The organism is Rhizobacter sp. P2_H2 (assembly GCF_056403375.1).
In genome coordinates, this window is sequence record NZ_JBFUFP010000048.1 from 1 (window position 1) to 13,998 (window position 13,998).

The following is a 13,998-nucleotide window of genomic DNA, read 5'->3' on the forward strand; positions in this document are numbered from 1 at the left end:
TCATTCATTGGGCGGCGCCAGCGGCAAAGGGGGCTCGCGCCGCGCCTCGCTGGGTGCTGCCGACAGCTGCTGCCCCAGCCGCCGGAAGAGAGGCAGGGCAGCCGGCGCGGTTGCGAGCCGCGCAAGCAGCGACTGGGTCTCCGGTTCCTGTTGGCGCCGCCGTGCCAGCAACGCACGCGGGTACAGCAGGTTCGCGGTGGTGTTTTCGTCCTGCAGATGGGCTTGCGCGTCTGCGCGGTCGAGTTCAGCCTCCGCGAGTGGAAGGCGTCCGCTGCGCACGAGGGCCTCAACGAGCCAGGGGAACAACGGCGCCTCGGCCACTCGGTTGCCGTTGCGACGGCACTCGGACGCCGCCCGCAAAAAACAGTCGGCCGCCTCGTTGACGCGCCCAGCCGCCATGGCGGCATGGCCATGGGCCTGCCAAAGGTAGCCGTCATCCTGCACACGGTCCGGCTGGGGCAGCAGGGACAGCAGCTCGGCGGCGGCGTCCGGGCGGCCTTGCTGGCGATGGAGCAGGCAGTGGATGTTGGCGACGGTGCTCAACAGGCTCACGTTGGCCTCGATCGCCAGCGCAGTCGCGGTCGCCTCTTCCGCGCACTCTCGCGCCTCGTCCAGCCGGTCCGCGTAAAGCAGTTCGCCCGCGAGATTGAGGCACACGCTTGCAAGCGCCGTGGTGGCGTTGAGCCTGCGCGCCACGTGGGCAAGCTTCCTGTTCCAGTGGATGGACTTCTCGGCATGGCCAGACAGCGAGCTCATGATCGCCCGGAGCCACAGCACGTTCAGCAGCCCCCAGTGGCTGCCGATGCCGGTGAAGATCGCCTGGGCCTCGTTCAGACGCGTCGCTACGGAATGCAGCTCGCCGAGGCGGCACTCGACGGATGCCAGCAGCGTCAGGGTGTGTCCCTGCCAGTGCGGCGGCATGCAGACGCGGCCCAGCGCGAGGCCGTGCTCCAGACTCTGCGCCGCGTCGCGCAACTGGCCTTTCACGTGGTACAGCGTCCCGAAGCACTGCTGCACTTGCGCTTCGAGGCACTGGTCCTGGTTGCGTCTGGCGGCCTCCAACAGGCGTGCCCCGCAGACCAGCCCTTCGTCGCTGCCGCAGACGGCCTGTGCACGCAGCAGTTCCAGATCGAGGCGCGGAAAACCCGGGTCCAGGTGCTGCAGAAGCGCAAGTGCCCGAAGCGCGGCAGGCTGGCGGTTCATTGCAGCGGAGTGCTTGGCCCTTGCGAACAACTCGATGGACAGGAACGAGCAGCCATGCAACTCGTGGCCGTGGCGCTCGCCGACGCCCAGCAGTGTGTGCCGCAGGGCCTTCATGGCGGGAAGCACGAGCCCTGCGGGAGCGGCGGCGCGGATTGAAATGGCGGTCTTCCTGTCCTGCTCATGGACGTGGAGATCGAGTACGAGTTCGGGCCCTGCAAGTGTCAAGGAGCCGACCACGGCAAAGCGCGCGCCGGCCGCGCGCAACATCTGCAGCATCCGCCGGTCTTCTTGCGGCCACGACGTCTCCAGTGACTGCGCGTCCTGAACCTGGATGCGTCCGTCGATCGACAGGCCATGCGCGATGCAGGCCACTAGGCCGTGCGTCGCCCACTGCAGGCCTGGGCGCCCGGTGTGATTGCGCAACGGGCCGATGATCAACGACGGGATACCGTCGCGCGACGAGCYGGGCGTGGGCCGCTCTGGGTGCGATGCCGATGCCGATGCCGGTGCCGATGCCGGTGCCGATGCCGATGCCGATGCCGGTGCCGGTGCCGATGGCACGTCGAACATGTAGCCGACACGTGGGATCGAGCGGATGATCGGCTGCGGCCCGTCGTCCCCGATGGCCAGTCGTGCCGCACGGATCGCCTGCCGCAGCGCGGCTTCGGATGCTGCCCCCTCCGGACGCAGCGCGGCCAGCAGTTCCTCCTTCGTCACCACGCGATGGCGGAAACGGGCCAGTTGCTCCAGCACGCGCCACGCCCGCGGTTCGAGCTTCACCGGTTCTCCGTGGCGGATCACGCGTCGTCCAAGCAGGTCGAGCGACCCGCCGGGCAGTGTGATGAGAAGCTCGCTCATGGCGTCGGCGCGCTGCGGCCGCGGCATCGCGAGCCAGTCGGCCGCAGCGCAGCATCTCGGGGCGTGGTGGGGGAAAAACGTTGCATCGTTGGCATGCGATCTTGCGCTTGCGCGCCGTGGACTCCCAGTGCGCTGGCGCGGCGCCGACCGGGGCTTCGGCACAAGGCGCACAAGCGTGAGTTGTTGCCCAAATGCGTATCCGTGAACCTTGTGCCTGCGATTCGTCACAAGTTCATCAAGTATGCCCGCCAACGCTCGCTGACACTGTGGCTGCCATGGACTTCGCCGACGTCACCTCGCGCCGACACGCCAGCCCCCGACCGCGCCGTTGCTCKTGCGTTTCGTGCCCGAGTTGGGCTTCAAGTTTTGTGGTCGCGTGCTTGTACGCTCGCTGCCTTCGCGATGCTCGGATTGTTTGTCGGGCGCCGCTGGTCAATACCGCCATCAACATGAACACCACATTCAAGGCAGTGGCGATGGCGCTCTTGGCGACGAAACCATCATGGTGGTCCCGTCTGTCGTTTCGCTTTCGAAGGCGGCCGGCCTACCGCCGATCCGCCCAAACCATTTCGAGGTCTTCGGTGCTGACTCCAGAGCGATCGCTCGAGTCGGCCTTGCTTACTACACCACCAGCGTTGGTCGAGACGTCACTGCCCCGCGCAGTGCCGGTGCCGGTCGACGTGCTGACGCAGTTGCTAGACATGGACGCAACTGYGCGCTCCCGACTGCGCCATCTCGCCCTTGTCGAGTCTTCCTGCCGCCTGTCGTCGCCCGATGATCCCTTTGCGCGCCTGCCGCCTCGGGCGGCTGAGATTGCGGTCCGTCAGCTCGATACAGTTTTGCCGCAGCATCCTGCGTTGCGCGTGCTTCGCCTGCAACTCGAACGACATCTGCAAACCCATAGAGCTCATGTCTCGGCGATGCTCGCGGTTGAAGACCGCAAGTGGCGAATCGAAGCGACTGCCGCCAGTTTCAGCGCATCTCTAGCCCGCGATTCGATGATCGGTGGTCCTTGGGGAGTTACTGACTTCCTCGAAACACAGCCGTGCGAAAAAGCGAGCCTCAGATCATTCGGAAGCTGAGTCGCATTCTTTCCTCGCCGTAGCGTGCCGAAGGAACGGAACATGTCCGAGACATTTGCTGAAGACGACAATCTCAAGGACTTGCCGGATCCGGCGCGGCGTGCGTTCTCCTTCGGCCTCGTAACGCCCGGCAGCCCATCTGCCGCATTCCTTGGTTCAGCTCTGCTGACCTCTCGTCTGCAACCGGGGAGGGGCCTTGAATGGCGGCGGCAAGTTGGTCTTGTCCTCGTTGCGCAAGTCCAGATCCATGCGGCAGTCTCGTGGCCTGAGTCATCGGTACGGCTTCGCTGGTCGATGAAGAGCGATTGGGAACGTTGCGCCGTGTCGGTGCGAAATGCCTACGTGACCCATGCCCGATGTCGGACTGCGCTAGGGCCTTCGTTTCCTACTTGGCGGCCGACGCTTATTGGCCGCCATGCACAGATGACGGGAGTCGACCGGAGTTCCTTGGTGAAGTAGCACAGCGATGTGCACCATCGAATTGCCCGCGGGTCTGCAGCTGAATCCGCCAGGCGAGGCGCTGCTCGAGTCAATCGATTCGGGGTGAATTTGCATCCTGTTGCATAGCGTCTCGCCACGCCAACGCTGCACGTGGCTCTCGTCGGCTCGTCACAGTTTCATCAAGTTCGCCCCATGTCGCGCCCCACACAATCGCACCGGGAAACGAAAGCCCGGCATGTCGAACGACATGTACGCGCCACACTTTGAAGCGACAGGAACTTCACGATGAGCATGCCATGCCAACGCCCGACTCGCGTCACTGCAACAAGCGCACTGCTGTGCGCACTGGTGCTGTCAGCCTGTGGGGGTGGCAATGACTCGAGCGCCCCGGCGCCCCCCGTCGGCTCTGCACCTGCACCTGCACCTGCACCTGCACCTGCAACCGAGAAGCCGGCCTCGCGTGCCGAGGCTGCGCGCTTCCTGACGCAGGCCACGTTCGGCCCGACCGATGCCGAGGTCGACCATGTGATGTCGGTCGGCTACTCGGCCTGGATCGACGAGCAGTTCGCGAAGCCCGCGTCCAGCAATCTGGCACTCTGGGATGCGAAGGCCACGGAGAACAATGCGACCGTCAACTCGGCCCAGGACGGCACGCTCCACGCGTTCTGGCGCAACGCGATCAGCGGCGACGACCAGTTGCGCCAGCGCGTCGCGTATTCGCTGTCGCAGATCTTCGTGATCGCGATGCAGGACGCAAACGTCGACGCGCGTGCGTCCGCGGGCTTCCTCGACATGCTCGGTGACAAGGGCCTGGGCAACTACCGCGACCTGATCGAGGCGGTCTCCAAGCATCCGCAGATGTTGGGCTATCTGACGGCGCTGAGAAACCAGAAGGCCGATCCGGCGACCGGCCGCGTGCCGGACGAGAACTACGCCCGCGAGGTGATGCAGCTGATGTCGATCGGCCTGCACATGCTCAACCCCGACGGCAGCAAGCAGCTCAATGCAGGCCAGCCGATCGACACCTACGGCCAGGCCGACATCAGCGGCATGGCCCGCGTCTTCACCGGCTGGAGCTGGGCCTGCCCCGCCTGGCCGGACAGCAGCTGTTTCTTCCTCGGCCAGAAGGCGGGCGTCGGCGATCCTGACCGCACCACCAAGCCAGTGCGCGGCTATCCGGCGTACCACAGCACCGAGGAGAAGAAGTTCCTCGGCGTGACGATCCCCGCCCAAGGCACGGCCGACCCTGATGCGAGCCTGAAGATCGCGCTCGACACGCTGTACAACCACCAGAACGTCGGCCCGTTCATCGGCCGGCAGCTGATCCAGCGGCTGGTCACGAGCAACCCGAGCCCGGCCTACGTCGCCGCGGTGTCGGCGCGGTTCGCCAACAACGGCTCCGGCGTGCGCGGTGACATGAAGGCGGTCGTCAAGGCCGTGCTCATGAACCCCGAGGCGCGCCAGATGACGACGAGCTCCGGCAAGCTGCGCGAGCCGGTGCTGAAGCTCTCGGCCTTCATGCGCGCGTTCGCGTTCAAGTCCGACACCGGCGACTATCGCGTCGGCACCACCGACGATGCTGCCTTCACTCTCGGCCAATCGCCGCTGCGCTCACCGTCGGTCTTCAACTTCTATCGTCCGGGCTACGTGCCGCCCGGCACGGGGGCGGCGCAAGCGGGCCTGGCCGTGCCGGAAATGCAGCTGGCCAGCGAGACCAGTGCTGCAGGCTACGTCAACTATATGTTCTACAACGTTGTGGACGGCGTCGGCATCTTCAACACCACCGTCAACGGCACGACGGTGAACCGCCGCGACCTGCAGCCCGACTACGGCGCCGAACTCGCGCTCGCCGACAACAGCTCGGCCCTCGTCGATCGCCTGAACGCCCGCCTGATGTACGGCACGATGCCGGCCGCGCTGAAGAGCCTGATCAGCAACTGCGTCGACACGTTCGCGATCCCCGCGCTGAAGACCGACAAGTCGAACCAGGCCGACGTCGACCTCGCGAAGAAAGACCGCGTGCGCACGGCCATCTTCCTGAYCGTCGTGTCGCCCGAGTTCCAGGTGCAGCGCTGAGCGCAACTACGTATCGAGTCCACCATGATTGACCACCACCTGTCCCGACGTCTCTTCCTGCGCAACGCCGGTGTGCTGTCTGCCGCCGGCGCCGCAGCCGCGCCGCTTGCGCTGAACTTGGCCGCCATCGGCTCGGCCGCCGCGCAGTCGGCCAGCGACTACAAGGCGCTCGTCTGCATCTTCCTGTACGGCGGCAACGACTCGATGAACACGATCCTGCCGACCGACACGGCCTCGTGGACCAACTACACGACGGTGCGCAACCAGGCGCCCGATTCGCTTGCACTGATGGCGCCTGGTACCGCGGCGGTCGTCAGCGCCGCGGCCGGCTCGCCGGCACGGCTCGGCGGCGTGTTGCCGATCACGCCGACCACCGCGCGCACGGCGCCTGGCGGCGGCACGCAGACGTTCGCGCTGCATCCGCTGATGGGCTCGCTGCAGTCGATGTTCAACACCGACAAGCGGCTCGCGATCATCTCCAACGTCGGCCCGCTGGTCGAGCCGCTGACCAAGCAAACGTACAACAACGGCAGCGGCCGGCGGCCCGCGATGCTGTTCTCGCACAACGACCAGTCGAACACCTGGTTGTCCTTCAAGCCCGAAGGCGCGACGGTCGGCTGGGGTGGCCGGCTCGGCGACCTGATGGTGTCGCAGAACAGCCGCGCGATCTTCACGGCGATCTCGACCTCCGGCAACTCGGTGTGGCTGACGGGTCAGAGCGTCCAGCAGTACCAGGTCAGCCCGAACGGCGCGATCCAACTGGGCGCGCCCGTGGGCGGCCGGATTCTCGGCTCGCTCGAATTGACCACCGCGGTGCAGCAGGTCGTCTCTGCGACGCGCGGCGGCCACGTCTTCGAGGCCGATCTCGCCGCGGTCGCGGCGCGCTCGATCGACGCCGAGACGACGCTGCGAACCGCGTTAAAGGCGCCGAGCGATCCGATGTTCGGCACGCCGCCGGCAAGCGGCGGCAACTACAACGCCAGTGCCGACCCGAAATTACAGTACGACAACCCGCTGACCGGCGCGAAGGCGTTCAGCAACGTCGCGCAGCAGCTGCAGATGGTCGCGCGGATGATCGATGCGAGCAGCGCATCCGGCATCGGCGCCAAGCGCCAGGTGTTCTTCGTCGGCCTCGGCGGCTTCGACACGCACGACGGCGAGAACCGCAGCCACGCCGACCTGATGGCGCGCCTGGCGCACGCGATGCGCTACTTCGACACCGCGCTCGGCGCAATGGGCGCGCGGAACAAGGTCACGACGTTCACGGCGAGCGACTTCGGACGCACGTTCACGAGCAACGGCGACGGCACCGACCATGGCTGGGGTGGGCACCACTTCGTGATGGGTGGCGCGGTCAAGGGCGGCGACATCTACGGCAAGGTCCCGGTGCTGGGCGCGAAGAACGCGAACAACAATGAGTTCGACAGCAGCCCGAACCAGATCGGCAACGGCAGCCTGCTCCCCACCACCTCGGTCGATCAGTTCGGCGCCACGCTGGCGCGCTGGTTCGGCGTGTCGGACACCGACGCGCTGACAGTCTTCCCGAACCTCGCGAACTTCGATGCGAGCGTGCGCAACCTCGGCTTCATGGGCTGATTCACAGATCGCCGCGGCACGTCGTCGCTGTCCCGAGGGCCAGTCCGGCGCGACTGGCACGGCCGTCACTGGACGGCCAAGACGCGCCGGTACTGACTGGCTTCGCGAGGTGAGCGGTCGTGATGGTGCTGCCGAGGTGGCCACACGGGCAGGGTTCATCGCCGCGATGAGCTGGAAGCGCGCCGGAAACTCCGCCTGCCGTGCAATCACTGCGGCTTGGAAACGAGCAGCCCGAATTCGCCAAGATCCGTGAAGACGCTGTCGCCATTGTTGGCTGTGACGTTGAGCCGGTAGTAGCGATAGGCAGCGGGATTTGCGATCGCGTAGGTCTTCAGCTCGAGGCGTTGGGCGAACGCCTGGTTGCTTTGCGTGTCGAGCGTGGTCCAGGTGGTGCCGTCGCTGGAGCCCTGGAACTGCCAGTCCTTCGGGTCGCGCGGGACCAGGCCGCCGGCGCTCGTGATCGCATAGCGCTGGACGCGTTCCGTGTGGCCGAGGTCATACTGCAGCCAGCCGGTCGTGCCCTTGTAGAACCATCCCGACGCCGTGTTCTGGTCGAAGGCACTCATGGCGCCACTCGTGTTCGTGCTGTCGCTCGCGGTGCCACCAGTGGCGACGTTCACCATCGGATGAGCCGGTGTGGCGCTGTCCACCGGAGAACTGCCGCTCGTTCCGGCGGAATTGCTCGCCGTGACCGTGTAGTAGTAGGTCACGCCATTGGTCACCGACTTGTCCGTGTAGCTGCTGCCTGTGACGCCCGACGCGACGGTCGCGTATTGGCCGTCGATGGATGTCGCGCGCCTGACCGTGTAGCTGGTCGCGCCGAAGGATGCCTGCCAGCGCAGCGGCACCGCGCCATCGCCCGGCGAGGCCAGCAGCATGGCCGGCGCCGCGGGAATGACTCTCGGCGCACCACCGTCGCCGCCGGTGATCTGGACGTTGCTGAAGGTGGAGGTGTTCAGGCCCTTGGCAACCGAGGAGACAACCAGGCCGACATAGATCGTGTCGGGAACGGGCGCGTCAATGCGGCCGACATCGGTGGCAGCCCAATTGGTGCCGTCGGGAGACAAGTAGCCGGTGATGATGTTCCCGATGCGCTCGAGCTTCACCCAGTACGAGGGCGTGGAGCTGGCGATGTCCATGCCCTTGGTCGCATAGTTCGCGCCACCATACACCGCGAGTTTCTGCATGTTCTGTTCGGCGTTGCCTCGGCTGGCGACGGCCATCCAGGCGCGGGGAGCGCCTGGTTCCAGGCTTGTTCGCATCATCACGCCCGCCTTTGCGGCCGGACTGGTGTTCTGGACCGACTCGACTTTCGCGATGATGGCGCCGTTGCCGGTGATGGCCTTGTAGGTGAAGTGGCAGCCGTCTTGCGTGCCCCACAAGATATCGTTGCCCGCACCCTGGATCGTCCATTTGCCGTTGGCGTAGGTGGACACGCCCGCTGGGGAGGCGCCCCCGATGTCCGCATTGCTGAACCCTGCGGTGATCGAGGTGGTCGAAGGAATGGGCAGCGCCGACGGCGGCGTCGCCTTCGTGGTGTCGGCGTCCTTGAGGAACATGAAGCTGGTGCCGTCCACGGGCATCCAGCCGCGTCTCTGAGCGATGAAGGGGGCCTGGAGGCCCTTGCGCAGGACGTAGGCGCCATAGAGCTGGGTGAGCGCGACGTTTCCGCCATTGGCGCCGTTCCAGCCGTGCCCGGTGACGTCGGTGATGTAGTARCGATCAGTCGTGCCGAAAGGAAGGGCTGTCGTCGGGACGAGCTCGTTCACCCTCGCGAAATACTCACCCGCCGCCAGCAGGCGGTCATCAAGGTCGGAATAGATGTCGATGCCCTGGCTCCAGAGCGCCTCGGCGAGCATGGTCAGTGACTTGAGCTGCCCATAGGAGTGCCCCTGGTCGCGAAGGTAGTCGCCGAGCATGCCGATGTCGTTGGAGTTTCGCAGTCCGATATGGGCGAGGGTGCGGGTCTGGTAGACGACCTTGTCCAATGTCTCGCGGTCGTCGTTGTAGATCGCCATGAGTCCGCTGGCGACGAGGGCGAGTGCGCCCTTGTTGGCGGCCCCGTACGAGCTGTCGCCATAGGGATTCGCTGCCGGCATCAGGACGTTCCTGAAGTATTTCTTGACGGTCGCCGTGTCGTCCTCCCTCCAGCCCGGCCAGGTACTGCGCAGGATGTCCGCGCCGCCCACGAACTGGAAAGCGTATTCGCCCAGGTCGAGCATCGACTCGCGACCCGAGAACTCGACTTGGGTGGTGGCCCAACCAAGCAGCAACTTCTTCGCATTCTCCGCGTACCGCTCGTCCCGAGTGAAATACCACATCCGGGAGAGATCCCAGATGGCCGTCATGTCGTTGCGCCAGGCCCAGAGATTCTCGTCGGGCGCGCGGCTCACCTTCGCGAACGGGCCACCATGCCCTGCATAGCTGAGCCTGGACGTGGGACTGTTTGCCAACTGATTGAAGGCGGACGTCCACGGCTCCTTGCCCTGATCGACATACGCCTTGAGCGTCTGGAGATCCGAGAGGGTGAGCGGCGTACCCGGGTGCTTCATGGCATGAACCTGCTGTGAGCCTCCGCCTCCCGCGGAGCCGCTGCTTTCCGCCAAATCCTCGCTCGCGTTTTGCTCATCACTGCAAGAGATGAGTACGGCGGAGGTCAACAGGAGCAGCGCGCGGGCGAAGTTGGTGGTGTTGAACATATGAGCGGTCATTTCATACGTGCGGATTGGTTGCCCCGCCAAGCTCAACTTGGCGCACGACCTTCCTCGCTCCGATATCACGGTGATGAGATTGCGGCCTTCCGCAATGGATCAGCTTGATGTCGGTGCCGAAAATGGTGGTCCGTTCCTACCCACCATTTCAGTGACATCGTAGGCGCGAGAACTCGCGTAGTCATGACCGTAGCACGGCCGAAATCCGCAACGTGACGGAATCCGCCTTTCGACACATCATTCCCGAACTCATCGCCCCGTAGCGCTGCCCGGCCGATCCCGGCGCCCACTCGGCGGCGGAGACCTTGGCGGAAGGGTCGGCGTCAGCGGCCGCCGCACCACAGGCTACGGCAGCCAGTCCGGCACCTGCCACGGTGCGCACGAAGTCGCGGCGTGCCGGCTTATCGGGCAAGGTGCCCAACGCAGTTGCCTTGTTCATGAGCGATGCGGGGATGAAGTGGACGGGAGTCAATTGCTGTACAGCAGGCCCCGGCCGGTGCCGCTGGCGTAGATCCGGCCATAGACGTTCTGGTCGGCCGCCATGACGCTCATGCCGCCGAACTGGTGAGCGTCGTCGTTGAAGCGAGTCCAGGTCACGCCGGCGTCGTCGGAGCGGTACACACCCCACATGCCCTTCACCACGCCCACCACGTAGACCGCTGCCGAGTACGCAGCGCCGGGCTTGGCCTTGCCCAATGCCACCAGGGTGGCGCCCTGCACGTCGGGCCACGGGTTGCTGCCCGGGATCGACGCAAACTGGCTCAGCTTCGTCCAGGTCGCCCCTGAATCCACCGAACGGTACACGGCGTTGCCGTCGGCCAGCCAGAGGTCGCCCTCGRCGTTGGGGTTGACCGCGAGCGAATTGTTCGAGAAGTAGCCGGGGGCCAGCCCCGCGGCCACCGAGCCCKGGCTCAGCGTGAASKTGTGGCCGCCATCSGTCGASACGTAGACCTTGCCCGGCGTGCCCCACCAATGGCCGCCGGAATCGTAGGCATAGACCTTGTTCGGGTTCTTGCGATCTGCGACCAGGTGGTAGGCGCGGGGGAAGATGCTGTCGATCGCCGGCAGATTGGTCGGCACCCAGGTGGCGCCGTTGTCCGTGGTGTAGGACGGTACCGAGTAGCCGGGCGCCCAGACCGCCCTGTTGCGCGCCGTGACCGCGATGCTCGCTTCCCCACCCTTGTTGTCCGCGACGCCCGGCGGGTAGGTGGCGAACTTCGCCCAGGTCTTGCCGCCGTCGCCGGACCACGCGCCGTAGCTGGTGCTGTTGCCCAGGACGACGCCGATGGTGGCCATGTACTGCGGGTCCGACCACGCCATGTCGGCGGCGAAGCCGTTGCTCCAGCTGGTGGCCGGCGTCAGCGTCGGCTTGGTCGCGAGGTTGGTGTGCACCCAGGTGCCGATGTCGCCCGTACTGTTGATCACGGTGTACGTGGCGCCCGCCGGCGGCGTGGCCAGGCCCAGGACGGCAGTCTCCTCGATGCCGTCGTTCAGCTCGTTCCAGCTCGGGGTGGCCGAGGACGCGTTGCGGGTTTCCCAGACGCCGCCGCCATGGCCGTACAGGATGTGATCCCGGTTGGCAGGATCGATCTCGATGTCGTCGGGCCAGCCCCAGAAAGCCGCGTCGGCCGGCGTATGCGGCATGGTGGCCGCGATCTCGCGCCAGGTGCGGCCGGCATCGTCGGACAGCCGGATGATCTGCTGGCCGCTGAAGCTGCCCCAGGTGTTGGTCACACCCAGCGCAATGCGCGTGGTCGAGCCGGTGCCGGAGACGGACACGCCGCCGTAGCCGGCGGAGTCGTTGCTGTCGAGCAAGGTCCAGTTGCTGCCGTCGAACTTGTAGAGACGGGCGGGACCGCCGGCGCCCGGGCCGGTCTCCTTGGTGAAGGCCACATAGAACATGCCGTCTGCGGCGCGCACCATGTGCGGGATGTGATAGCCGGAGATCGGGACCGAGACCGGGGTCCACGAGGCGCCACCGTTGCCGGACTTGTACAGGTTCGAGGCCAGGCCTGCTGTCTGGACGTAGTCCGGCGCGATGGGCGCGTAGATCGTCTGCGTGGCCGAGCCGCTGCCCTTGGTGCCGGTGTCGTAGACGACCGTCTCGACGCCCATCGCGCTGTTCATGCCCAAGGCATTGACCTGGTCCTGGGTCAACGTGGCGCTCGACAGCGACGTGACCTGGGCCCAGGTGAGGCCCGAGTCGGCGCTCTTCCACAGGCCAGCCGTGCGCGAGCCGTAGAACATCGTCGACGGCTTGTTGGGGTCGACCATCAGGCGTTCGCCGATGGCCCGGCCGGGGTTGTTGCCGCCCAGGGGGAAGGGCAGGGCGACATGGGTCCAGTGGTCACCGCGGTCGCTGGAGATGTACAGGCGGCCGTTGCCACCGGACGTGTACATGCCGGCGGCCAGGTAGGCGAGCTGGTCGTTGTTCGGATCGACGGCGATGCTTTCGATGCCGTGGAATCGTTCCTCGCCTCCGCCGAACCCCGGGCCGTCGGTGATGGGCGTCCAGGACGACGTGCCCTGGTTCCAGCGGTAGGCGCCACCGACGTCGGTGCGCGCGTACAGCAGGTTGGCGGTGGTCGGATGGAAGACGAGGCCGCTGACGTAGCCGCCACCACCGAACTTCACGCTCTTCCAGGTGGTGGCCTGGGCAGGAGCAGGAGCAGGTGCTGGTGCTGGTGCTGGTGCTGGTGCTGGTGCTGGTGCTGGTGCAGGTGCAGAGCCGACAGGCGGCGATGGGGTGCCCGAGTTATTGCCACCTCCACAGGATGACAGCACCAGTGCGCACAGCAGTGCGCTTGTTGCAGTGGCACGTGTCGGGCGTTGGCTTGGCATGCTCATCGTGAAGTTCCTATGGCGTCAAAGTGCGGCGCGTACATGTCGTTCGACGTGCCACGCTCTCAATTCCCGGCGCGATTGTGTGGGGCGCGACATGGGGCAAAATTGATGAAACTGTGCCGAACCGACGAAAGCGACGTGCAGCGTTGGCGCGGCGAGACGCCATGCAACAGGATGCAAATTCAGACCGATTCGATTGACATCGAACAGCGACTGGTCCGACGCTCAGGTCCAGACCCAAAACGTCGCGGGCGTCTCGGTGACCCTCGCAGGCGGTGCGCGCGCAGTCGACGCGACGAGGCCCTCGCGCCCGAGATCGAGCGCGTCTGGCGGCCCAAGTTGCAGGTCTACGGTGGCGGAACAGGCGACTCCGCTGAGCACGCCGGCGTTTTCGTCGAGAAGCGTGGATATGAAGTTGCCGACATTCGATGCACTGATCCTCTGGCACCGATGAACATGGATTGGATCGGCCCACGGCCCTTCTCAGGGCCACCAAACTCACACTTCCTGGGCCTCACAAGAGGCGAGCCGAGAACCGCTGGCCCGCGGGTGAACGGCGTCCTCGTCCATCCGTGAAGGTCACTATTGAATCGCCCCGGGTWYMGAGGAGGCTCCTTCGATTGAGAGAATGGAGCAATGARGAAGTCCCCGAAGTTTTCACCCGAGGTGATGGAGCGCGCRGTGCGCATGGTTCTGGAGTCGCAGGGCCAATACGAGTCGCAGTGGGCGGCCATTGAGTCGATCGCSGGCAAGATCGGCTGCACGAGCGAGACGCTGMGGCGCTGGGTRAGGCAGGCCGAGCGCGACGAGGGGCTGCGCCCCGGGCCGACGACGAGCGAGCAGCAGCGCATCAAGGAGCTCGAACGCGAGGTGCGSGAGCTGCGCCAGACCAACGAGATCYTGAAGCTGGCGAGCGCGTTTTTCGCGAAGGCGGAGCTCGACCGCCATCACAAGAAGTGAGRGCGTTCATCGACRCGCAGCGCGRGCACTTCGGGGTCGAGCCGATCTGCARGGCGTTGCAGGTTGCCCCGTCGGGTTACTGGCGCCACGCGGCGCGCTTGCGCAACCCGGCGCTCGTGCCGCAGCGAGCCAGGCGCGATGCCGTCCTGGTCGATGAGGTCCAGCGGGTGCACCGCGCCAACCTGCAGGTCTATGGCGCTCGCAAGGTCTGGCGGCAATTGCACCGC

General features: G+C 65.9%; 7 protein-coding genes, 1 pseudogene and 1 other annotated feature. Of the genes and pseudogenes, 5 read left to right on the forward strand and 3 right to left on the reverse strand.

Going from position 1 to position 13,998, the window contains the following annotated elements; translation table 11 throughout:
* The gene (locus tag AC1D15_RS05625; RefSeq protein WP_477825228.1) at positions 1 to 2,061 is read right to left on the reverse strand and encodes a winged helix-turn-helix domain-containing protein; all 2,061 of its coding nucleotides are present in this window, start codon (positions 2,059 to 2,061) and stop codon (positions 1 to 3) included.
* Positions 2,062 to 2,510: 449 nt separating this feature from the next.
* Here AC1D15_RS05625 and AC1D15_RS05630 point away from each other — a divergent pair, with 449 nt between their 5' ends.
* The 3 genes from AC1D15_RS05630 (at position 2,511) to AC1D15_RS05640 (ending at position 7,256) form a co-directional block, all read left to right on the forward strand.
* Positions 2,511 to 3,143, forward strand: coding sequence for a hypothetical protein (locus AC1D15_RS05630; protein WP_477825229.1), 633 nt, complete (start codon positions 2,511 to 2,513; stop codon positions 3,141 to 3,143).
* A 726-nt stretch (positions 3,144 to 3,869) separates the two neighbouring features.
* Positions 3,870 to 5,660 carry a DUF1800 domain-containing protein gene (locus AC1D15_RS05635; RefSeq protein WP_477825230.1) on the forward strand — a complete coding sequence of 597 codons (1,791 nt, stop codon included), beginning with the start codon at positions 3,870 to 3,872 and terminating at the stop codon, positions 5,658 to 5,660.
* A gap of 24 nt (positions 5,661 to 5,684) precedes the next feature.
* Positions 5,685 to 7,256 (forward strand): DUF1501 domain-containing protein, encoded by a 1,572-nt coding sequence (locus tag AC1D15_RS05640; protein ID WP_477825231.1) that lies wholly within the window; start codon positions 5,685 to 5,687, stop codon positions 7,254 to 7,256.
* A gap of 206 nt (positions 7,257 to 7,462) precedes the next feature.
* Here the strand turns inward: AC1D15_RS05640 and AC1D15_RS05645 are convergent, their stop codons facing one another.
* Both AC1D15_RS05645 and AC1D15_RS05650 read right to left on the reverse strand, forming a co-directional pair.
* A complete protein-coding gene (locus tag AC1D15_RS05645) occupies positions 7,463 to 9,955 on the reverse strand; it encodes a discoidin domain-containing protein (protein WP_477825232.1) in 2,493 nt (830 codons plus the stop codon).
* 480 nt (positions 9,956 to 10,435) lie between these two features.
* Entirely contained in the window at positions 10,436 to 12,601 is a 2,166-nt protein-coding gene (locus AC1D15_RS05650; RefSeq protein ID WP_477825233.1) for a beta propeller repeat protein, read from the reverse strand.
* 38 nt (positions 12,602 to 12,639) lie between these two features.
* On the opposite strand from AC1D15_RS05650, the gene AC1D15_RS05655 reads away from it, so the two are divergent.
* Together AC1D15_RS05655 and AC1D15_RS05660 are read left to right on the forward strand one after the other, a co-directional pair.
* A complete protein-coding gene (locus AC1D15_RS05655; RefSeq protein WP_477825234.1) occupies positions 12,640 to 12,819 on the forward strand; it encodes a hypothetical protein in 180 nt (59 codons plus the stop codon).
* Between the two features lie 628 nt (positions 12,820 to 13,447).
* Positions 13,448 to 13,998: pseudogene (locus AC1D15_RS05660) on the forward strand (transposase); the annotation flags it as partial.
* Positions 13,726 to 13,842, forward strand: a sequence feature (AL1L pseudoknot). Its footprint overlaps the pseudogene before it by 117 nt.

What these genes read in the sequence shown, in the direction of transcription:
- AC1D15_RS05640 (WP_477825231.1), top strand. Translation starts at nt 5,685, where the DNA reads ATGATTGACCACCACCTGTCCCGACGTCTCTTCCTGCGCAACGCCGGT.